The following is a 21,754-nucleotide window of genomic DNA, read 5'->3' as shown; positions in this document are numbered from 1 at the left end:
ACGGCTGCGCTGGTCGTCCCGCCAATGCCGCTCGTCGCCCAGGACCATGGCTCGGATCAAGCCGTGACCGCCGGCGAGGCCGATGCCTTCTACTGCGGTGAGCGGCGTCTCGGGTACTGGTTCTACTGCGTGCGGCCCAAGCGGGCCGAACCGCGCGAGCAGGGATCGACGCCTCAGACGCAGTCGGCAACGGCCCAGCTGGAAGCCGTCACGGCCGAGCTACGCGAATTGAAGGCCCGTGCGATCATCGAGCCGACGCCTCAGAACGTGACCGCCTACATCCGTTTCCAGCGTGAGCAGCTTGATCGGGCCTCACTGTTTTCCGACGTCTGGCAGCGCGCGATCTGGCAGGAGCCCGAGCTTGACTACACGCTCGAGCGCCCGGTCGGCACGCTGGCCAAGCGACAATGGCAGGACGCCCGCGCCGCCGAGCGTGACACGATCATGGCGCACCTCGGTGACCGCTACGGTCTGTTCTATTTCTTCGCTCAAACCTGCGGTGCCTGCGAAGTCATGAGCCCGATCGTCAAGGCGGTCGCCGATCGCTGGCACCTGACGGTCCGGGCTATTTCGACCGACGGCGGTCCTTCGCGTCATTTCCCGCAATACACCGTCGAGAACGGGCAGCGCCCGCGCATGGGGCTGGAGCCCAAGATCACCCCGGCGCTGGTCCTGTGGGACAGCGAAGCGGGGCGCGCGATCCCGATCGGCTACGGCGTCCTGTCGGCCGACGAACTGCAGGACCGCATCTTTCTCCTGACTTCAAAGGAAGCCGGCCATGATTTCTAAGCTGCGTACAGCGGCGCTTACACTTGCCGCCACGAGCCTCGTTGCAACGCCTCTCCACGCCAATGTCGGCGACAGCATGGACCGCTTCATGAACGAGATGGGCGGAGCCGCTAATGTTACAGGACCGAGCGCCTTTCAGGGCCAGTCGGCGGGCTATTACAGCCTCGGCAACGTCTGGACGCGCTTCCCGCAAAAGACAACCAACATCGCCAATCTCCAGCTGCCCAAAGCGCGGGCCGGCTGCGGCGGGATTGATATCTTCGCCGGCAGCTTCAGCTTTATCAACGCGAGCGAGATGGTCGCGCTCCTCAAGGCGGTTGCGAACAATGCCGTGGGCTTTGCCTTCAGCCTGGCGATCGACACGGTCTGCCCTGAATGTTCGAAGATCATGCAGGAGTTTGCGCAGAAGGCGCAGCTCATGAACAACCTGTCGATCAACTCCTGCGAGATGGCGCAAGGGCTGGTCGGCGGGATCTGGCCCAAGGGCGATCTGGCCGACAAGGCGATCTGCGAGGCGATCGGCAACAGCGAGGGCATTTTCACCGACTATGCGGCGGCCAAGCACGGCTGCGGCACGCGCGGGCAGCGAAGCTCGACCAACTCCGGGGCAGGTGCAAGCTATGCCGACGTGAACCCGGCCGTGGCGCGCAACTACACCTGGCACGTCCTCAAGAAGTCAGCCTTCTTCACGTCCAACGGGACATTCGACCGCGAGCTCGCCGAATATGCGATGACACTGATCGGCACGGTCATCTACGTCCCGCCCAAGGACGATGAGCCGGGCAAGTTCGTGCCGTTTGCGGGCGATGCATCCTCGACCCTGGTGACCGCGCTGCTCGATGGGACGCAAGGCCAGACCGTCCGGGTCTTTTCCTGCGACGAGCCGGACCAGTGCCTCAATCCGACGTTCCGGGACATGAGCCTCAGCTCCGCCAAGGCAATCCGGCCGCGGGTGGCTGCGCTGATCGGCAGCATGGTGACCGCGATCCGCTCGGACACCGCGATTGGCGATGCCGAGAAGGAGCTGCTCCAGGTCGCTTCGGTTCCGCTTTACAAGATCCTGACGGTCCAGGCCGCCTATGGCCGGGGCATGGCGACCGATGATCGCGACACGCTCGCCGAGATCACCAGCATCGACCTGCTCTACGCGGTGCTCGACCGGATCGTGTCCGAGGCCGGCCGCTCGATGGCGAGCTTTATCGCAGCCGACGAAGCCAAGCTCGCCATCTGGCGTTCGCAAGTCGCGGACGTCCGCTCGAGCCTCGCGCAGCGCCAGGCGACAGGGCAAGCCAAGGTCTCTGCCATCATGCAGATCATCGAGAAGACGGCGATGATCGAGAACATGCTGGCCGCCTCGATGTCGCCCTCGATGGCGGCATCGCTCGACTGGTCGCGCGCGCTCCAGTCCCGTTCCATCGTCCCCTAAGGCGAGACAAGTCATGATCGAGATCTTCACGGTCGGCGGCGGCGAGTACATCGTCAATGTCCTCAATGCCGTCGCCAACTGGACGGGCGCGGGTGGCTACAAGAGCCTGATCCAGGTGACCATGGTCATGGGGCTGGCACTGGCGGTCATCGTGCTTGCCTTCAACCAGGACTGGCGGGCCTGGCTCAACTGGTTCCTCGGCGCGACGCTCATTTACATGTGCCTGATGGTGCCGCGCATGGACGTCCATGTGACCGACCGGGTCAACCCGAGCCTTGCGCCTGCAAACGTCGCCAACGTGCCGCTCGGCCTCGCGCTCATGGCGAGTTTTACGAGCCAGGTCGGCGATTATCTCACCCGCTCGGCCGAGCTCGTCTTTGGCCTGCCCGATGATCTCAACTACTCGAAGAACGGAATGATCTATGGCGCTCGGCTGATGGAAGCGACGCGCTCCCTGCGCATTTCCGATCCCGAATTTGCCGCCAATCTCGACGAGCATGTCCGGCAATGCGTGTTCTACGACCTGCTGCTTGGCCGCTACTCGATGAAGCAGTTGGCTGAGAGCGATGACGTCTGGACCACGATTGCGCCCGGCAGTGCGGCGCGCGCCCAGAAGTTTGTGACCCGCCAAGCCGATGACAGCGTGACCGCCTCGATCGTCACCTGCCGTGACGCCTACACTGCGCTCTCGAACCAATGGGCGGGGCTGATCGATTCTATGGCGCTCAGCGCCGGGCGGCAGCTTTATCCGCGCCAGACCGCGGCGCTCGCCAAGACCAAGCTGCTCGCCGACTTGCCGGTCGCCTACCAGTATCTCTCGGGGGTATCGAAGAACGCTAGCGACATCTTCCGGCAGGTTCTGACGATCAACGCGATGAACCAGGCCATGCACGGGTTCGCGGGCGCGAGCGGCACCTCGAGCATCGATGTCTTCGCCCAGACCCGCGCCGACATTCAGACGGAGCGGACCTATGCCTCGATCGCGGAGAACGCGATGAAGTGGGTGCCGATCCTCAATGTCGTGCTGACCGTCGTTTTCTACGCGATGTTCCCGGTCATCTTTCCGCTGTTCCTGATGCCCAAGACCGGCCCTGTCGCGCTGCGCGGCTACATCACCGGGTTCTTCTACCTCGCTGCATGGGGTCCGCTCTTCGTGATCCTGCACATGATCCTGATGTTCAAGGGCGCGAGCGATGTTGCGGCAGCTGGAGCAGGCACCGGGCTCTCGCTTGCGACCTTCGCAGGCATGACTGACGTCAACCGCGATGTCGGGCTTCTGGCTGGCTATCTCGTCGCCTCGGTTCCGTTCCTCGCAGGCGGCGTGGCCAAGGGCGCGCTCGCGATTTCCGGGCAGGCAACTTCCTACCTCAACCCCTCGCAGAATGCGGCAGAGGAAGCGGCGCGCGAGGCGAGCACCGGGAATGTCTCGCTCGGCAACAGCAATCTCGACAATTCGACGGTCTTCTCACGCCAGTTTGCCCAAGGGGCGCTCAATCCGAGCATCTCCTACGGCGCCCCGCAGACGCGCGGATTCAGCGATGTGGGCACTCAGACGACGAGCTTCGGTGAGGCGGAATTCGCGACCGTGCCGAATTCGCAGTACCCGTTCACGCCCACGCTCGGGCAGGATTTCACGAGCAGGCTCTCGACGATGGCGAGCCAGAGCCGCGGCCAGAGCGAGACCTATTCGAACCTTGCCCAGCAATCGACCAGCTCGGCTGTCACCCGGTTCAACGAGATCCGCAATGCTTACAGCCAGGGACGGTCTTCGGAGACGGTCAGCGGCACCGGCAGCAACGACAGCATCGGTACGGCATTCAGCGAGGTCGACAACGCCTCCACCACCCTGCAGCGCCAGTTCGGCCTGTCGCGCCGGGCTGCCGACGACATCACAGTGTCGTGGTTCCTTAATGGCCAGGCTAGCGCTGGCGTTGGAGGAAGCCTTGGGCCAGTTGAGCTTGGCGCGAAAGCCAGTGGGGGGCGAAACAAGTCTTGGACCGACAGCGACGTCGGCATTGCGTCTGAGGATCGCAACCGGATTACCGGGACCTTGCAGCAGCTTTCGGACACGCGAAACTGGTCGAGCACGCGCGAAGGATTCCTGCGTCAGACGAGCTCAAATTCGAGTTCGCAGGTCTCGACCAGCGCTGCGGGTCTCAGCCGCTCGTTGACCGAAGCACAGACCTACTCTGTCGAAGCACGCCGCGCCGAAGAACTGGCGAGCCGGCTCGAGAACCAGGCCTCCTGGTACGAGGGCGCGAACGCTGCTGGTTCGCTCAATCTCAGCCAGGCCTATCGGGAATGGGGTATGGCGGAGCTTGAAGCGAACCGCGACTATTACGGCCCAGTCCGCTTCGACGACATCAATTTCCAGATGAGCGCACAGGGCCAGCAGCTCCAGGCGCGGTTCGTGGAGACCTATGCCGACCGGCTGCATGATGACATTGAGGGGCAATTGACGCTGCCCGAGTTCGCACCGGTCAGCCGCCCTGCCGTTACAAGCCAAGGTAGCGTCCGCGCGCATGGACCCAGTGGCGGCGGTGGACCAGGCAGTCTTGGTGCGGCTCCTGACACCTCGGGGATCGGCGAAGAAGTCCGGGCGGCACAGGCGCGAGGCCGAGGCCGGATCGGTCAATCCAGGAGCAATCTTGACGCTACCACTCGAGCGGCCAAGGGCGCTTCAGAAGAGGCCGCAGACGAGGTGAAGGAGTGGTAGATTTTAGAGGATTAGCTCATCAACGACGAGGTAGATTAAGAACGCAGCCAGCAGAGCAAAAACCGTGATCATCTTGGCTCGGCCCCAAGGATCGGCCCAGGTCTTCTGCCACGTATACGCTGTCAGGCGATTTTCCGCGATGGCCCGGTCGATCTCTTTGAGACCCTTCCAGTCCTTGGTCGCAACCGGGTCGTCGGATGACTTCAACATAGGGCACCTATTCAGCAGGCAGGCTGCTCCAAAATCGCTGCATTATCCCAGAAATCCGGGCTTAATGCAGCGATTCTGACACACAAAATCATGGGTGCCAAGCGATGTTCGGCGGCAGTTTCATGAACTGAGTTCAAGATACCGACAGAAGGCATTCGCGAGTTGCATCTGACGAGGCGTGCGGCATTCGGCCTCGAAAACTTGCGGAGAGCCGACAAGGATCGTGACGCATTTCGCGCGTGAAGTCGCAACGTTCAATCGGTTCAGGCTGTAAAGAAACTCCATCCCCCGCGGCGCATCGGCATGCGAGGAGCTGGCGAGCGAATAGATCGAAATTGGCGCCTCTTGGCCCTGGAATTTGTCCACCGTCCCGACCCGCGCCTGGGGGAGCCGGCGTTGGATCTCGAACACCTGCGCATTGTACGGGGCGATGATCAGTATGTCAGCGATCCCGAGCGGCTTTTCGTTCCCCTCGCGATCAATCCAGGTCGCACCCTGTGCCAGTATGTCGGAGACCAGTTCGGCGATAACGTCAGCCTCTTCGGACGAGCAATTCTGATTGCCGGAATGCTCGACGGGCAGAAACCTCAGACCCGTGCCATTGGCGATGCCCTTGGCGTTTACCCGCTGCCCGGCCGCTTCCGCCTTCGCTCCAAGCTTGCTCTCGTAAAACAGCTCGGATGTGAACGCACAGATATCCGGATGCAGTCGCCAGGTGACGTCGAGAAACAGGCCTTCGTCGGGTCCAATGGTTTGCTTGCCTGAAAGCAAATGGTCGAGCGCAGAGCAACCGGTGCCGTCCGGATGGCTGCCTTGCATGGGCTGGTCGAGCTGCTGCGGGTCTCCGAGCAGAACCAGCGCTTTCGCCGCCTGCGAAACGGCAAGCACATTCGCCAGGGACATCTGTGCCGCCTCGTCGACAAAGAGAACGTCGAGACTTTCAAACGCATCCTCCGTCGACCACAGCCAGGCGGTACCGCCTGCGACGCTACAATCGGCTTTGAGCGCGGCGAAGATCTCGGCATTGTTTTTCTTTGCGAACCGGAGCCGGTCGGTCGCGTCTTCCTTGGACCCGCCTTTCGGCTTTTGGATGCAGACCAGCGGGGTATCGGTCTCCTCGGCGACCTCAATGACCTTGTTCAAGAGGTTGCGGATCACCTCATGGCCATTGGCCACGATCCCCACCTTTTTGCCCTGCCGGACGAGCTCGCAAATCATGTGCCCGCCGGTGTGGGTCTTGCCGGTGCCCGGAGGTCCCTGGATCGGCAACACGCCTGCTGAGATGAGCGGGGCGATGCGCACGCCCGCATCAAGGGGCTTTTCACCGTCACGTCGCACGGCGCTGCCGTCTGCAATGCGCGGCGCCACGCGCATCAGCATGTCGCGCGCTGCCTGGTAGGTTTCTCCCTCGTCCATGCCATGCTCGCACACATGGGTAGCCAGTCGGACCAGCGATTCCTGCATCGGTTTCGACGGAACATGCTCATGCACAAAGACCGCGGCCGGATGTTCGTCCGCCATCGCCGAGGCCTTCTTGATGTCGATGGTGCGCTGTTCCCTCGAGATATCCTCAACGGTGCCCAGCGTCTGACCACCCTGCGTCCGCAGCCCTTTGCCCGCGCGGATATCGGCTTCCTGCACCGGGAAGGTGTAGCGGTCGATCGGGCACTTGGCTGTGCCACCAACCGTTTCAAGGTAGGTGAGGCCAGCGAGACCTGCCCGCTCATCGAGGAGCTCCTCCGCGGACAGATCACAGAGGCGGAAATATTCCCACCAGGTCGCCTTTTCCTCGCGGCGATGCCACTCGAGAAGGTTGGCAAGAAGCCAGCGCGCATGCTGCTCGGAGGTACGCTCTTCCGGATCGACCGGGACATCGACAGTCAGCTGCTCAATTAGCGGCGTGATCCGCTCCAGCCATTCGGAAAGGCCTTCGCTCGGTCCGCTTTCACCTGGCTCCGGTCTCGTCAACTCGATGCCTCGATCGATGAGCTTGCTGCGTTCGGCCTCCAGCCAATCGCGCAGAGCCTCGGTCGAGACACAGTCGTCGCGGTTGTAGGCTTCGACGGTTTGCTTATCCTCCGGCAGAATTCCCGCCGCGTCGTTCAGTTCGAGGCTCACCTGCAGCCGGTTAAGCGCCAGGTTGGCATCGGGAAGGCTGGCGTCGCGATCATAGCCGTAAAGCGGCTCGAGCTTCTTGATGGAATAGCTCTCGACGCCCGCACGCAGCGAATGGCGGACCACGCCCAGCAAATCGACGAACACGAGACCACGCAGCAGTGAATCCAGTTCGTCTTCGCGCGTGCCATATCGCCCCATCAGCCGCTTCAGCGCGCCCGGCTCGTACCCGCCATAGTGGTAGACGTGGAGCTGCGGGAAGACCTTCCTCCGCTCGAGCACGAAATCGATGAATGTCTCAAAGGCCGCCTTCTCGCCAGCGCGGTCTAGCGCCCAGAGCCCGCGGTATTGTGGCTCGCCCTTCTCACGAAAGTGGAAACCCAGGAGATATTCCAACCCATGCTGGCCGACGAAGGAATCTCCCTCGAAGTCGAGAAAGATATCGCCCTCGCAAGGCTCGGGCAGGCAGTTGAGACCGAAACCTGCCACCGGCGCCAGAAGTTCATAGCGCAGTTCGCCGCTGGCTCTGGATTCGAGCTGGATCCTGGCCTGCTCGCGAACGCGGGTCAGGGATTCTTTCGAGCCGCGCTCCGGTTTCCAATGCAGGGGCAGCGGCAGTTCTGCCAGCGCCGTTGCCGTGGTGACGCCGTGATCCTTGAGCTCGGCAATCTGCATCGAGGAGATGCCCGCGACGAGGCACAGGTGATCGTCATCCCGGCGCTGCTTGTCGCAGCGCGCGCTCCAATTGCAGATGTCGCAGTTTGAAGTCGGCTCCGGGTAGGTCTGTCCGAGCTGCTCAGTTCCGATAGCACCAAGCAGCCCCTGCTTCACCTGACGATGATAGGCGGCGAAATCGGCAAGCCGATACCGCTCCGGTTCAAAGTCGGTCCAGGGCGGGATGACGCTGGCGAAGACCGGCATGGTGCCTTGCACTTCACCAATGAGCTCGGAGTAGAGACAGAGCTGAAGGACCGTGCCGCCTTTCGTATCCCGGGCGAGCTTGGTGTCAGCAGCTTCATAGGACCAATCGCCAAGGTCGCTTGGCGTATCGACGCGCTGCAGAATGTCGGCACGGCCGGCCCAGGATCCGCCTCGCAGCGCGCCCTGGACGATCACGTCAACGCCCGCCCGCATGGCGGCGATTGTTTGAGCGACGGCCTCGTCGCTGACGTCCACGCCTTCAACCACGACGCATGAAAGGCCTTGGGCGCGCAGATGCTCCACATAGGCCAGTTCGTGCTGCTTGCCGCGCTCCCAGAGCGCCTCGAGCGCGGGATCGAAGAATTTCGGACGCGAGAGCTCACCGCGCGCTGTCGCATGCTCCAACTGGGTCAAGTGCCGGCAGTTGAGATATCCCACCAGATCGGTAGCGCTGAGGCGCGGCGTTCCATTTTGAATTTGCACGATAATGCCCCCGAAAACTCAGCACGCTTCAGTTTCGGCAAGCTCGAGCGTGAGCTGCCGCAATTGTTGGATGACGGCTTGCCGGGAGCCGAGTTCGACGCTCATCGTGTGGAGCCGGGCCTGATCTGCGCCGATCCGGTGCGACGCCAAAGTGCCAGGGCGGTCAGCCAGCGCGAAGTGATGCGGATAGAGCAGGCTGAGGCTGTTGCAGTGGTAGATCTGCCCATAGGCCATCATCTGATAGACGTCGGCCTGGGAGACCCCCTGCTTGGGATCGTCGATCCGGGAGGAAATCCGCTTCCACTTGGTATCGATGATCTGCACGACCTCATTGCCACGCTTCACCAGAATATCGGGCCTGGTCTGAAACACCTGGCGGCCATCGGTCTCATTCTCGAGGCAAAAGAGACGTCCGCCTTGAAGGCTGACGCTAAATCCTGTGCCCGAGAGCGCGCGCTTGAGCAGGCGCCCCACATACTCCTCGAACAGCGTGTTCATCTCAAAAAGAAGCGAGAAGCCGTCCTGCCGGCCCATCGAACTCGTCTGGAACCGGTCGCCCAGGAGCAGCCGGGCTAGCGTGATCAGCTCCTTCCAGCGCGCGTTGGTCCGATCAAGATGCACGTCGTCCCAGCGCAATCCGCTTACCGGAACATCGGCAATGTCGGCATAGGCGAAGCCCAGCTCGGCCAGCCTGCGCTGGTTGTTCGCATTGTTCGAAACGCGCAGCAACCGGGAAACAGCGGCTTTCATGATCTGATTGAGCGGAGTGTCAGGCGACAGCTCGTCGAAACGGCAAGCGAGACGCTGCGGCGAAGCGGCGAGCCGCGTAAACTGCCGCGCAACATCAAGTCGGCCGCGAAGCGCGGGCAATTCATCCTCGCAGGCCATGTAGCGACGCGGCATGCCCTGACGCAGGGCGTCGGCGAGCTTTCGGGAAAACAGCCCGATCAGGACTTCGAGCAAAGTGTCGCGTTGAGACCCAAGCGAAGTCATTGTGCCGCTGTCGATCTCCAGATCGAGCGCGACGGCCAGCATATGCACCAGGCGATCCCGCAAGTAGCCGCGATTGTCAGGATCGCTCTCTGAAGGCTTGGCATCGATCTTGGGCAGGATTTCCAGCGCACACCCATCAGCGACAATCACGCCCACCACCTGACGAGCTCCAAGAGCATGCCGTCCATGCTCCAGGATTCCCTTGCCATTCTTGCCGGCTAGGGGGGATCGACGCGCAACGGCGACAAGCCTGTCTGCTGCCCATGCGGGGATGCATTCCTCACCATCGCCATAAGCGAGCGATTGCCATTCGAGGAGTGATCGCCGGATCACGCAAGGCCCTTGTAGGCATCATCTGCAAACGGCTGCCGGACCTGCCAGCGCCAACGAGCTGGAGCATCGCCATCGGAGTCGAGGCCGTTGGGGGCCCTCAACTCCCGCCGTTCCAAGAAACGCTCACCGGTCGTGTCGCCAAGCACGGCAGCGACTTTGGACCAGTCCTCATAGAAATACTCGGCGAGGAGCGGGATAACCTTGTGCCGCATGCACTCATCGACGTCTGACCGGGTCGCACATCCCATGAAATAGGCGTGCCCGATCTGGTGTTCCCGGTCGAAGAGGTACTCGATGCGCTCGTTAAGAGAGGCAAGGAGATTTCTGAGCGCAATGCCATCGACATTTTCAGGCAGGGCCTCAGTGTCAGGCATGAGCTCGCGGAATGTGAAGCGCCGGCGCAGAGCGGTGTCCAGCAAGGCGATGGAGCGATCCGCCGTATTCATCGTGCCGATAATGTGGAGGTTCGACGGAACTCCGAAAATCTCACCCGAGTAGGGCAATTTCACGCGAAGCTCGTTCTCTTCCCCGATCCGCTTGTCCGGTTCCAGCAAGGTGATGAGTTCGCCGAAAACCTTGGAAATATTCGCGCGGTTGATCTCATCGATGATGAGCACGTAGGGCTCGGGTACACCCGTGGTGGCCACCGCATCTCCACCCGAGGTGACGATCTGTTCCAGCGCGTCCCAGTCGATATAGCGATTGTTCAGCTGGTAGACGGAAACCTGGCTGAAGGTCTTCCCGTAAATGCGTTCGCGCGGGAGGCTCTCATCGGAGTGCCACAGCCATTTGACCGATCGGCGATGGTTATATTCGCCGTTGGGGCCGGGAACAAAACGATACCCCCCGGTGACCTCGCCAATCGCCCGGAATTTCCTGTTGCCGTCCGACACAACGACCAACGAGCCGACTTCCATGTTGATTCTGAAGGCGTACATCTGGGACATGTTGGGATCGTTGCCGGTCGCTTCAGGGTGATCCTCACGCCATCGTTCCTTGATCGCTTCCCATTTGTCGAAGCGGGAATCGGACCAATCGACGTCGCCGCCATATCCCAGGACTATGTACCCATCGCGGATTGCGTCCTGGAAGATCGCGTCATCTTCCGCCGCCCAGCTTCGTCCGAGCGACATCTTGAAGATCTTCTGGCTTCGATCGAGCAGTGGTTTCTCGGCGTTGACCGCATGGCCACGGTTTTCAGAGGCAAGATTGGCAATCTGCTTGAAGATGCCGTCGTGGGGCTTCAGGCTGAACCCGCCACTGGCCGGACCATCGTCGCTCTCCTCGCCCGTGACGGGCCTCAGTCCTTCGACGAACTCTTCGTAGGAGAAGGACTGGTGAAACGTGACAAAGCCGATGCGCCCCTTGCGATGCAGGGACTGATAGACATCCATCAGTTCCTTGCGGCCAAGCTGCGCCGATCCTGGACCGTTGCAGATTTCCACGGCCTCGGCGGCTGTCGCATAGGTCTTTCCCGTTCCCGGAGGCCCGTAAAGGATCAGGTTGGTTGCAGTCGGCATGGATGGCCTCATTTCTGAAATTTCTTGCGTTGCATCGGCAGCTTGGTCTTCCTGGCTCACGACCCAGAGGAAGCTCTGGACGTCCCACAGGTCTCGGGGCTGCCATCCCCAACCGACCATTTCCTCGTAGAGCTTGTGCGCGAAGCGGAGCACTTCGGCATATTCTTCGGCTGACAGCGGGCTCCAGCCGAACAGCGGCTTGTGAACCAAAGCCTTGTAGGCCCTCGAGAGCGGGTCGGTGTTGATGCCCAGGGCATCGCGCGGTCTGACCAGCGCCAGGAACATCGACGGGATATTGCGGCTCTCCGAGTAGGGCTTGCTCTTCTCCTGGCCCTCCAGAAGGACGGGCCAGATCGCGTCGACCATTTGTTTGGCCGCCTCCGGCGCATCATCGCTTGAGCGGGCCAATTGGGCCGCTGCCAGTTCGAGAACATTCGGATGCTGCTGGCGAATGGCGGCGAGACGGTTGTTGGTCCGCCAACCGGGAAGATCGATACCCGTCAGGATGTCGAACAAGGCGCCGCCCAGCGCCTCGGGTGCCAGCGGCGGCTCGGACTGCATGAGCGCCGCAACCTTGGCGACAGCCTCTCGCTTGTAGTTGATGACATCCCTGAAGACTTGCGAGGTCGCGCCAGCAAATCCTTCCGGTTCAAAATCGGGATAGGTCCGCAGGAAACGAGCCTTGAGGTCCGCAAGCGCGGCGGCGTCGAGGATCAGGTCATTCCCGTGAATTGAACCCTTCGCGGGAATGCCCAGAGCTTGGGCAATTTCTGGGTCGATTTCATAGGAAGTCAGTTTCTGTTTGCCGTATCCCAGATAAGGCCGCCGGCCGTTGTTGGACCGCAGCACCCGGACCAGACGCTGCTCTTTGAACAGCGCCCGGGCCACCGCCAGGATATCGTCAGTTTCAATGGCATCTTCAGTTTTGTTCGAGGCGCCCATGATCCGGAACGCTTTGACCCCCGACTGCCGGTTGGTTTGGCGAATGGGCCAGTGAACCGTTCTGGAATCATCAAAGAGTGCGATGCGCTTTTCGGCATCGACACTGTCGAATGCGTCACCCGCAGTCCCTGAGCGGAACTGAGCGTAATCGTTAAGCGTCGAGCGATAGTGCGAGAGGTTCGCATAAAGATTGCCATCGATCGGAAAGCGAGCCGGGTTTTCCCGACCGGCACGTTCGTCGGCCTTAGAATAGGCAAGCGCGCCCTTGATGCCTTCGAGACCATCGGCGTCGAAGGCTTCGTCAAGGTCGCCATAATGCGCTTCTACGCGCTTCGCGTCTTGCACGCGCGTGTTTTGCGTGGAGGGGGAACCTCCCTTCTTCGCGATCCACTCTCGAAATTCGGCTTCTTGCATCTGTGCTTTCTCAAAAATCTTTAAATGGATCGGTGAAATGGGCGCTGTCTATTTCGCGCCAATGAGATGCCAAAGCACCTCGATCATGGCGTATGTGTCTTTGGCACAGTAAGTCCTAAGCGATTGCGCTAGCTCAGCTACTCGGGCCTCGGAGGTCGCTGGTGCAATTGCTTCGAGATAGGCGAGCTGCGCCGCGGAGCCATCCGCGACATCCAGCATGGCATAGTCGCCGCTATTGCTGATGGTCGGCAGGACAGCCTTGATAGACCAACTGCCGCCCTGATCGCGGTGGTACCAGTGCTCGCGGGTAACCGGCAGAAGATCAACAATGCGCGCTGCGATCGCCTTGAGATCGTCGGCGAGATCCGAAAACCGCTCCGCCAGCCGGAGGATGCATGTCCGCTCGAAGGCTGCATTGTACGCGATGACGGTCCCATCCTGGGGGATCTGGGCCACCAGTACCTCGGCGCAGGCGCGACGAGGATCTTTGCCATCCAGGCTCAAGAACTCACGATGAGTGATCTGCCCTTCGCAATCTTCGATGTGGGCTGAAAATTGAAAGGGGACTTGTTCCCAGGGTTTCGTTCCGAGCCAGCGAGGCAAGGCGAAGGCGATCGTCTCGAAATCGAGATAGGTTCGAGGAAATGTCCAATTGTCGACGATCCGCCGCGCTCCGTCGACGTCGTGGTAGGCGACGCCGGACAAGACAGCCTCGTGAATTCTCGCGTGAACGGCATTGGTGAAGCTGCCAGCCGGCACGTCCTTGAGCTCGGCAATGCCATGTTCGGCCCACTTGGCCGCTAGCTGCTTGCCTGTCCGGGGCAGCGAGGAGATCGGATATCGCGCCGTTTCCAGATCGCGCGAGCAATAGGCCACAAATTCGCACGGGAACGGATCATGGCAATGACCGCCGGGATCGCGAGCGGGCTCTTCCCCATCAAGGACAGACCTGATTTCAGCGACCAGCTTCGAGCGCTTGAGGGAAAGTGGCTTAGCTTCCTCCAGAGATGGCGTATCCACGAATGCGCCGTGGTAGTTGCCTTCCTCGGTCAAGAAAAACTGATTGTTGAGGTGCCGGATGGCGGCTGAACTCACCTGAACCGCGGCCTCACGCAGCACCCAGAGCTGGGTCGCCAGATCGGCGACATGATAATCCTTGCGGCTCGTCGAACTCTTCACTTCGGCGACGTACCAGCCCCCGAAACCGTCGGGTTCCATGATATCCACCCGAACGAGCACACCGTCGTGGGCAAAGGTCGCCTCGAACAGCGGGGCTTGGGCCGATGCGGATGTGAGCTCCCGGGTGCGCTGAAGTGCGGCTGCAAGGTCTGGGTGGGCCTCGATCATGATGCCCCCCGAACACAGTGCGCAGGCCGCGTCCCCGACTTCATGGCCAGCAGCGAACCGCGCCTCTGCACCGGCATCGAGCTCTGCAAGTTCAGGCCGATGCGTCTGCAGCCACAATCGCTTCGGGCACTGCTCGAAGGAGGTGATCTTCGATTTGGAAAGGCCGAACTGCCGGCTGCCAGAACTCATTGAACTACGTCATGCCCCCTCATTCCCACCATGCATCTAGCCCACTAACGCTTCGGGATGACAAAATCTGTCACCTCCAGTCAGGGTTCCCTGCGTGCCGATAGACATGGGACGCGCTTCTGATCTGTTTCCGGCTTGCTGACAGAACACGCAATGCCATCCAAGCTCAGACAAAGATTTAACTGTCAGAATTTCAACCGATGATGGCGATGTCCGGCAGTAATGATGGCTCCGTCGTTTCCTACCACGAGGTAAGCATCGAGCGCCTTTTCCAGCTTGAGGAACGCCGATTTGCCCATCTCCTTGAGCATCCGAGACCGGCTTTGCCGGGTGAGATAGCAAACCTCGGCGCCGCGATGACGACGATACTCTCCGTAGGCCATCAGGGCATCGACGGCCTGATGAGAAATCGCGCGCTGCTGCATGCGAGCTTCGGCATGGTGCGTAAACATCTGATCGTCCTTTCCCGTGATGCTGATTTGTGTCTAAAGCACGGGGGTGACAGAAACTGTCATGGGGGGCTTATATGTCGTTTGCCAAGGCGGTGGATCTCTTGCGTCTCGCAATGATGGCCACGTCCCGACAGGGGGTTTGTCTCGGTGATGTGGAAGCAGAATTCGGCGGTGTCCGACGGACGGCACAGCGCATGATCGCGGCTCTGGAAGAGGCGTTTCCAGCCACCGAGCATTATGTGGGTGACGACGGACGGCACTATTGGCGCCTGCCGTCTCGGGCGGTCGCGCCCCTGCTGACCCCGTCGGCGGAGGAGCTCGTCAGCCTCAAGTCGGCGATCACCGAACTCGAGCGGGTCGACATGAACGGCGAGGCCATTCAGCTGCGCAGCCTTGAGCGCAAGGTCCGCGCGCTCATTCCCAGCGACCGCACACTCCGTCTGGCGACCGACGAAGAAGCCCTGCTCGAAGCCATGGGCTTTGCCGCAAGACCTGGCCCGCGCCCGTCGATGAATGAAGCCGTCGACCTCGCCATTTCGGAGGCGATCAAGGGGCCGTTCGAGCTGAGAATTCAGTACCAAGGCAGAGGCGATACGAAGCCAAGTTGGCGAACGATCGAGCCGCTTGGCCTGCTCCTAGGCTCTCGGCGCTATCTCGTCGGCATCGATACGGCCAAGCGTGACGGGCGCTATCGTCACTACCGGGTGGAAGACATCATGGAAGCGCAGGTGCAGGCCAGGGTCTTCGCTTATCCGGACGATTTCGAGCTTCGAGAATATGCCACACGTGCCTTTGGATCATATCACCACGAGGCCGAGTACGGGGAGGTGATCTGGAAATTCTCGCCCGAGGCGGCCGATCGAGCGGCGCGGTTCCAGTTCCACCCGAGCCAGGAGATCGAGCGCCTGGATGATGGGTCGATGCTGGTGCGCTTCAAGGCTTCAGGTCACCTCGAGATGAGCTGGCACCTCTATGCTTGGGGCGACAGCGTAGAGGTTATCAAGCCAGCCGCCTTGGCCGCCATGGTGCATCCGTACCGCAGAAATGACTTTGCTGCGTTGCCATGAAGCCGGGCAAGCCTGAGCGGCCGGTCGTGAAACCAAGCTTTGGCGGCGTGCTGGGCACACAAGCGGCTCTTGGCGAGAGGTCACATCAGCGAGAAAACCGGTCATCCAAAGTGGGTTGCTCTGGTGTCAGCGCCGAGTTTGCACTACCCAAATGTGCATCCATTGGATACACAGAGATCATCATGAAGGATGCCGGCTTTCGCATCAGAGTGCAGAAGGAGCTGCGTGAGCAGTTCGTGGCTGCCTGCAAGGCGCAGGACAAGCCGGCGGCGCAGGTGCTTCGTGAGTTTATGCGCGACTATGTGGAAGGCCATCCAACGCGACCACAGTTGGATGAGCAGAAGGGCAAGAAATGAAGATCGAGGAGCTGGCACAGGGCCAAAGCCTATCGGGCGTGGAGCCCAGCGACGTCGTGACGGTTGTCGCGATTGTGCCGCTCGGAGAGGGCTCGGTGCAGCTCATTTATCGTACCCCAGATGGCTCCATGAAGGAGAGGATGCTTGGCCGCGTCGATGAAGAGCTGATTCAACTCGCGACAACAGAGCGCCCATTCTCCTTCGACGGCGATGGTGATGCATTCAAGTTGACTTGCGAGGCTAAAAGGATCGATCTCGCATTCCTGTTTGATCCCATGATGGCGGTCCACAGTTCAAACGTGGACCCTCTGCCCCATCAGATCACCGCTGTTTACGAGTCATTGCTGCCTCGTCAGCCGTTGCGGTTTGTCCTTGCAGACGACCCTGGCGCCGGAAAGACGATCATGGCGGGGCTCTACATCCGCGAGCTAATCATGCGAGCCGACGCGCATCGCATTCTGATTGTCGCGCCCGGCAGTCTCGTTGAACAGTGGCGTGACGAGCTCTACGAAAAATTTGGCCTCGAGTTCCACGTCTACTCCAGCTTGATGGAGCAGACGTCCCCGAGCGGTAATCCATTTGACGACTACGCTCGCCTTATCGTTCGGCTCGACCAACTCTCGCGGAACGAGGAGCTGCAGGAGAAGCTCTGCGCACCTGGGTGGGATCTGGCCGTCTTCGACGAAGCCCATAAGCTCTCAGCGCACTATTTTGGCTCCAAGCTGGAGAAGACCGGACGATTTCGCTTTGCTGAAAAGCTAGGCGCTCATGTGCGCCATCTGCTCTTGATGACGGCGACGCCTCACAACGGCAAGGAGGAAGACTTTCAGCTCTTTCTGTCCTTGCTCGATTCAGACCGTTTCTACGGCAAGTTTCGCGACGGTGTGCATAAGGTCGATGCATCCGACCTCATGCGCCGGATGGTCAAGGAAGAGCTCGTCAAGTTTGACGGGACCCCGCTCTTTCCTGAGCGCAAGGCTTATACCGTCAATTACGAACTCTCTCCGATTGAAGCAGCTCTCTACGAAGCCGTCACGGAATACGTGCAGACCGAAATGGGTAAGGCGGATCAGCTCGAAGGGGCGCGCAAGGGCTCTGTCGGCTTTGCACTTACAGCGCTTCAAAGGCGTCTTGCGTCTAGCCCCGAAGCGATCTTCCAGTCGCTGAAGCGCCGTCGTGAGCGGCTAGAAAATAGGCTTCGCGACGAGAAGCTCGGGATCAAGGGCCGCCAGGCCAAAGCCGAGACCTATCCAGGAATCCCCGAGGATGATGATGACCTCAGCGCCGAGGAGCAGGAAGACCTTGAAGAAAGCCTGATCGATGACGCGACAGCCGCAAAGACGGTCGTCGAGTTGGAAGCTGAGATTGTCATCCTAAAGGGGCTCGAAGACCAAGCAAAGGTCGTCGTCGCGTCCGGCCAAGACCGCAAATGGGATGAGCTTTCGAAGATCCTTCAGGACCATCCTGAAATGCGCGATGCTTCGGGACGACAGCGCAAGATCATCATCTTCTCAGAGCACCGCGACACCCTGAACTATCTTCAGGCGCGCATAGCCGGTGTGCTGGGCAATCCCGATGCTATCGTCTCGATCCATGGCGGCACTCATCGCGATGAACGGCGGCGCCTCCAAGCACTCTTCCGCTCCGATCCCGACGTCCGCGTGTTGGTGGCTACCGACGCTGCGGGGGAAGGCGTGAACCTTCAGAACTCCAATCTGATGGTGAACTATGATCTGCCATGGAACCCGAACCGGTTGGAGCAGCGGTTCGGCCGCATCCATCGCATCGGGCAGACCGAAGTCTGTCACTTGTGGAACCTGGTCGCCAAAGAAACGCGCGAAGGCGCCGTCTACCATCGTCTGCTGGAAAAACTCAGGGTGGAGAGCGATGCTCTCAAAGGCCGCGTTTTCGACATTCTCGGTGAAGTCTTCGAGGAAACTAGCCTCAAGGACCTACTGCTTCAGGCGATCCGCTACGGCGATCAACCTGACGTCCGCGCACGGCTGTCGCAGCAGATCGATCAGGCCCTCGACCACGATCATCTGAAAACCCTACTCGACCGCAATGCTCTGGACCAAACCACGATCAGCCCTGAGCGCCTCTTCGCGGTCAAGGAGGAGATGGAGAAGGCCGAAGCACGGCGCTTGCAGCCCTTCTTTGTAAGGGCGTTCTTCTTGAAAGCGCTCGATACGCTCGGCGGGACTGCGCATCCACGAGAAGCGGGGCGCTATGAGGTCACGCATGTTCCTGCCGCTATACGGGAACGGGACCGCCGGATCACCGGTCGGAACCGCCGCGAGCACGAACCCGTTCTGCGTCGTTATAGCCGTGTGTGCTTTGATCGAAACGCCATCCAGCCACTCGATAAGCCGGGTCTGGAGCGCGCGTTGCTGATGCACCCCGGTCATCCGCTGATGTTGACCCTGTCCGATATGATTTTGGAGCAACACGCCAATCTCTTGCGCCAGGGCGCGGTCCTGGTGGATCCGTCAGATGAAGGCCTTGATCCGGCTCTCCTCTTTTTGCTGACGCACGAAATCAAATCCGGGGACGGCAGCGTACTCTCAAAGCGCCTGCAATTTGTCCGAGTTGCTCCCGATGGCACTGCGCAATTCGCAGGCTGGGCTCCACACCTTGATCTTGAGCCGCCAGACGAAGCTGAACGTTCATTGCTTAGCGACGTGATCGATGCACCGTGGCTGTCTTCTGGGCAAGAAGCTCGGGCGCTTTCGCTGGCAGCTACGACGCTGGTGCCCGAGCACTACAACGAGGTGGCGCAGCGCCGGATCGACCACGTCGAGAAAACCATCAATGCGGTCCATGAGCGCCTCAGCAAAGAGATTGCCTTCTGGCAGGATCGCTGGGTCAAGCTCAAGGAAGACGGCGACGCGGGCAAGGACGTTCGCCTCAATCTCCAAAATGTAGAACGCACATTGGGCGACCTCCAGAGCCGATTGGAAAGCCGCAAAAAGGAACTTCAATCTATGCGGCACGTCGTCAACGGGACACCCGTTGTGCTCGGCGCAGCCTTGATTGTTCCAAGCGGGCTAATGAACAAGCTGCGCGGCGATGAGCCCGTTGACCCGACGGCGGCGACATTCGCTGCCGACGCCGCTGCCCGATCGCGTATCGAGCAACTCGCCATGCAAGCAGTTACCAAAGCCGAGGAAGCGCGTGGTTGCCGCGTGGTCGACGTGTCCGCCGCCAAGTGCGGCTGGGACTTGAGTTCCTATCCGCCCGCCGTTGAGGGTAGGCAACTCGACCCGCGGCACATTGAGGTCAAGGGGCGCGTGAAGGGTGCAAGCACGGTTACGGTGTCGCGCAACGAGATGCTCTATGCCTTCAATCAGGGCGACAAGTTTGTGCTCGCGATCGCTCTCGTCGATAGCGACGACAGCATCGACGGTCCTCACTACGTTCGAAATCCATTTGACCGCGAACCGGGCTGGGGCGTGGCGTCCATCAACTTCAACCTGAGCGATCTCCTTGCCCGAGCGGAGGCACAATGACAGCGCTCCGTCTCGACACACTTTCACTCAGAAATTTTCGTTGCTTTGAGCAATGCGCGATGGGCTTTCACCCCAATCTCACGGTCCTGGTCGCCGAGAATGGCAGCGGTAAAACCGCAGTGCTCGACGCGGCCGGCTCTGCGCTTTCGGTCTTCGTGAACGCACTATACCCGCCGGAGAAGATCCGGAGGATCGAGCGAAGCGACGTACGCTTGATCCCTGGGGAAGCACGCAAAATGTCGCCTTGCTTGCCAACTGAGTATGCAGTGAATGCCACGGCTCAGGATAAGGCCGTGTCTTGGAAGAGCACAGTCGGAACATACGGCCAAAAGGTCCGACCGAGTACCCGGCATTTCGGACCGATCAAAGCGGCTGCCCAGACCTTCCTGACCGACTCTGCAATTCTTCCGCTCGTGGCGTTTTATGGGACGGGCCGCCTCTGGAGCGAGCAGCGACAGACTGAGTTTCGTCGTTCGTCGGTAGCCAACGTTGAGGAGCGGGTCGCTGGATATGCCGACTGCCTCACTTCGTCTTCGTCGTTCAAGGGCATCTCGGCCTGGTTCGAGCACCGTTTCAGGCAGATCGCGTCGCCGACGTATCGGGAAAGTCTTCAGACCAATCTTGCAATGATCGAAGGGGTGAAGGCTGCCACGGATACAGTGCTTCAGCCGACCGGATGGTCTGATCTTCGATGGGATGACGAGTTTCACACGTTGACGGCCAGGCACGAGACACGCGGTGAATTGCCACTGTCTCTGCTGAGCGATGGCGTTCGCACCATGCTTGCACTCGTCGCGGATGTCGCTCGGCGCTGCGCGAGCCTAAACCCTCAATTGAAAGAGCGCGCTACGACGGAGACTCCCGGCGTTCTCATCATTGATGAAGTAGATATGCACCTGCATCCCCGGTGGCAGCAACAAGTGCTTGGTTTGCTACAACGAGCGTTTCCGGCCCTTCAGATCATCGTAAGCACACACAGCCCGCACGTGCTATCGACGGTCGACAAGTCATCCATCCGCGTCCTGAATGTCCAAAACGGCGACGTCGCGATTGAAACGCCTCTCCTGCAGACCCGAGGTGTTGAGAGTGCGAATGTCCTGGCAGCCGTTATGGATGTAGACCCGGTTCCGCAGCTCGAAGAGTCATCCGCGCTCAGCGCCTATCGCAAGCTCATCGAGGCAGGAAAAGCCGAAGGCTCAGAAGCGATCGCTCTGCGGACGCGTTTGAATGCGCACTACGGCGAACGCCATCCGGTCATGCTGGAGTGTGATCGCCTCCGCCGTTTCCAACGGTTCCGGCTCGCCAAGAGCCGGCCGGAGGATAGCTGAAATGAGGAAGCTTGACCGCAGCGCGTGCGCCGCGCCGCCTTGCTTGGGTGTTTATCACCACGGCCAACACTCATGGGGCGACGTTACGCCCGAAGACAAGGCCAAAATCCGAACGAATTTGGAAACCATGCAGGACCGGCGCTGTGCCTACTGCGAAGGCGATATCGATTCGCTTGGTCAGCACATCGAGCACTTTCGCCGCAGGCACGATTATCCGGAGCTAACATTTTCCTGGGCTAATCTCTTTTGGTCTTGTGATCAGACGGACTCATGCGGCCACTTTAAGGATCAAGGCGCGGGCCCATACAACGTCGACGACCTAGTCAACCCGTGCTGCGACGATCCCGATGCTTACTTCGTCTTTCAAGCGGACGGAACGATCAGCATCCGCGATGGAATTTCGACAGCATACAGGCATCGAGCCAGTGAAACGCTGCGCGTTTTCTCGCTGGATGCGGACTGGGGGCGGCTCCGTGCAATGCGCAAGGTCGCGGTGTTTGGATACGTTACCGATGCCGATACCGCGTTCAACGAAGGTTGGCCTCTAGACGATATTCGAGAGTACTTCGCTGAAGAGCTCGATTATTCACGCAATTTGCCATTTAGCACGGCCATCAGGCATGTACTGACGGAAAGACAATAAG

14 protein-coding genes are annotated in these 21,754 nt (G+C 60.4%); 8 read left to right on the top strand and 6 right to left on the bottom strand.

Going from position 1 to position 21,754, the window contains the following annotated elements; all coding sequences use genetic code 11:
- Positions 1-24 precede the first annotated feature (24 nt).
- From HGI47_RS12660 to HGI47_RS12650, 3 genes are read left to right on the top strand one after another with little or no spacing between them, the layout of a single operon-like run.
- Positions 25-789: a conjugal transfer protein TraF gene (locus HGI47_RS12660; protein WP_168853193.1), complete on the top strand. Its 765-nt coding sequence runs from the start codon at positions 25-27 to the stop codon at positions 787-789.
- A complete protein-coding gene (locus HGI47_RS12655; RefSeq protein WP_168853135.1) occupies positions 779-2,215 on the top strand; it encodes a conjugal transfer protein TraH in 1,437 nt (478 codons plus the stop codon). Before HGI47_RS12660 ends, HGI47_RS12655 begins: the two co-directional genes overlap by 11 nt.
- Positions 2,216-2,228: 13 nt before the next feature.
- Positions 2,229-4,931 carry a conjugal transfer protein TraG N-terminal domain-containing protein gene (locus HGI47_RS12650; protein ID WP_168853134.1) on the top strand — a complete coding sequence of 901 codons (2,703 nt, stop codon included), beginning with the start codon at positions 2,229-2,231 and terminating at the stop codon, positions 4,929-4,931.
- Between the two features lie 3 nt (positions 4,932-4,934).
- Here HGI47_RS12650 and HGI47_RS12645 read toward each other — a convergent pair whose 3' ends face one another.
- The 6 genes from HGI47_RS12645 to HGI47_RS12620 all read right to left on the bottom strand — a co-directional run bounded on the left by HGI47_RS12645 (position 4,935) and on the right by HGI47_RS12620 (position 14,850).
- Positions 4,935-5,141, bottom strand: a complete 207-nt coding sequence (locus tag HGI47_RS12645; protein WP_168853133.1) for a hypothetical protein — start codon at positions 5,139-5,141, stop codon at positions 4,935-4,937.
- A 120-nt stretch (positions 5,142-5,261) separates the two neighbouring features.
- Positions 5,262-8,660 (bottom strand): TM0106 family RecB-like putative nuclease, encoded by a 3,399-nt coding sequence (locus tag HGI47_RS12640; RefSeq protein ID WP_168853132.1) that lies wholly within the window; start codon positions 8,658-8,660, stop codon positions 5,262-5,264.
- Positions 8,661-8,678: 18 nt separating this feature from the next.
- Positions 8,679-9,803, bottom strand: coding sequence for an McrC family protein (locus HGI47_RS12635; RefSeq protein ID WP_370521713.1), 1,125 nt, complete (start codon positions 9,801-9,803; stop codon positions 8,679-8,681).
- 179 nt (positions 9,804-9,982) lie between these two features.
- Positions 9,983-12,862, bottom strand: coding sequence for an AAA family ATPase (locus tag HGI47_RS12630; RefSeq protein WP_168853130.1), 2,880 nt, complete (start codon positions 12,860-12,862; stop codon positions 9,983-9,985).
- 48 nt (positions 12,863-12,910) lie between these two features.
- The gene (locus HGI47_RS12625; protein WP_168853129.1) at positions 12,911-14,398 is read right to left on the bottom strand and encodes a DUF2779 domain-containing protein; all 1,488 of its coding nucleotides are present in this window, start codon (positions 14,396-14,398) and stop codon (positions 12,911-12,913) included.
- A gap of 185 nt (positions 14,399-14,583) precedes the next feature.
- Positions 14,584-14,850: a DUF4258 domain-containing protein gene (locus HGI47_RS12620; RefSeq protein ID WP_168853128.1), complete on the bottom strand. Its 267-nt coding sequence runs from the start codon at positions 14,848-14,850 to the stop codon at positions 14,584-14,586.
- 74 nt (positions 14,851-14,924) lie between these two features.
- On the opposite strand from HGI47_RS12620, the gene HGI47_RS12615 reads away from it, so the two are divergent.
- The 5 genes from HGI47_RS12615 to HGI47_RS12595 are packed head-to-tail and all read left to right on the top strand — an operon-like array spanning position 14,925 to position 21,753.
- Positions 14,925-15,917 carry a YafY family protein gene (locus HGI47_RS12615; RefSeq protein ID WP_168853127.1) on the top strand — a complete coding sequence of 331 codons (993 nt, stop codon included), beginning with the start codon at positions 14,925-14,927 and terminating at the stop codon, positions 15,915-15,917.
- Entirely contained in the window at positions 15,914-16,273 is a 360-nt protein-coding gene (locus HGI47_RS22420) for a hypothetical protein (protein WP_206066183.1), read from the top strand. Before HGI47_RS12615 ends, HGI47_RS22420 begins: the two co-directional genes overlap by 4 nt.
- A complete protein-coding gene (locus HGI47_RS12605) occupies positions 16,270-19,782 on the top strand; it encodes a helicase-related protein (protein WP_168853126.1) in 3,513 nt (1,170 codons plus the stop codon). Before HGI47_RS22420 ends, HGI47_RS12605 begins: the two co-directional genes overlap by 4 nt.
- Positions 19,779-21,110 carry an AAA family ATPase gene (locus HGI47_RS12600; RefSeq protein WP_168853125.1) on the top strand — a complete coding sequence of 444 codons (1,332 nt, stop codon included), beginning with the start codon at positions 19,779-19,781 and terminating at the stop codon, positions 21,108-21,110. The genes HGI47_RS12605 and HGI47_RS12600 overlap by 4 nt, the downstream gene beginning before the upstream one ends.
- A 1-nt stretch (position 21,111) precedes the next feature.
- Complete coding sequence (locus tag HGI47_RS12595; RefSeq protein WP_168853124.1) at positions 21,112-21,753, top strand: retron system putative HNH endonuclease; 642 nt, start codon at positions 21,112-21,114, stop codon at positions 21,751-21,753.
- Position 21,754 lies beyond the last annotated feature (1 nt).

The sequence above is a fragment of the Novosphingobium sp. ERN07 genome (genome assembly GCF_012641335.1).
Classification (GTDB): domain Bacteria; phylum Pseudomonadota; class Alphaproteobacteria; order Sphingomonadales; family Sphingomonadaceae; genus Novosphingobium.
This window is presented reverse-complemented; position numbering and strand designations above follow the sequence as displayed.

Excerpts from the sequence above, each read along its gene's own strand:
- HGI47_RS12660 (WP_168853193.1), top strand. The coding sequence starts at position 25 with ATGCCGCTCGTCGCCCAGGACCATGGCTCGGATCAAGCCGTGACCGCC.
- HGI47_RS12655 (WP_168853135.1), top strand. The coding sequence starts at position 779 with ATGATTTCTAAGCTGCGTACAGCGGCGCTTACACTTGCCGCCACGAGC.
- HGI47_RS12650 (WP_168853134.1), top strand. The coding sequence starts at position 2,229 with ATGATCGAGATCTTCACGGTCGGCGGCGGCGAGTACATCGTCAATGTC.
- HGI47_RS12645 (WP_168853133.1), bottom strand. The coding sequence starts at position 5,141 with ATGTTGAAGTCATCCGACGACCCGGTTGCGACCAAGGACTGGAAGGGT.
- HGI47_RS12630 (WP_168853130.1), bottom strand. The coding sequence starts at position 12,862 with ATGCAAGAAGCCGAATTTCGAGAGTGGATCGCGAAGAAGGGAGGTTCC.
- HGI47_RS12625 (WP_168853129.1), bottom strand. The coding sequence starts at position 14,398 with ATGAGTTCTGGCAGCCGGCAGTTCGGCCTTTCCAAATCGAAGATCACC.
- HGI47_RS12620 (WP_168853128.1), bottom strand. The coding sequence starts at position 14,850 with ATGTTTACGCACCATGCCGAAGCTCGCATGCAGCAGCGCGCGATTTCT.
- HGI47_RS12615 (WP_168853127.1), top strand. The coding sequence starts at position 14,925 with ATGTCGTTTGCCAAGGCGGTGGATCTCTTGCGTCTCGCAATGATGGCC.
- HGI47_RS22420 (WP_206066183.1), top strand. The coding sequence starts at position 15,914 with ATGAAGCCGGGCAAGCCTGAGCGGCCGGTCGTGAAACCAAGCTTTGGC.
- HGI47_RS12605 (WP_168853126.1), top strand. The coding sequence starts at position 16,270 with ATGAAGATCGAGGAGCTGGCACAGGGCCAAAGCCTATCGGGCGTGGAG.
- HGI47_RS12600 (WP_168853125.1), top strand. The coding sequence starts at position 19,779 with ATGACAGCGCTCCGTCTCGACACACTTTCACTCAGAAATTTTCGTTGC.
- HGI47_RS12595 (WP_168853124.1), top strand. The coding sequence starts at position 21,112 with ATGAGGAAGCTTGACCGCAGCGCGTGCGCCGCGCCGCCTTGCTTGGGT.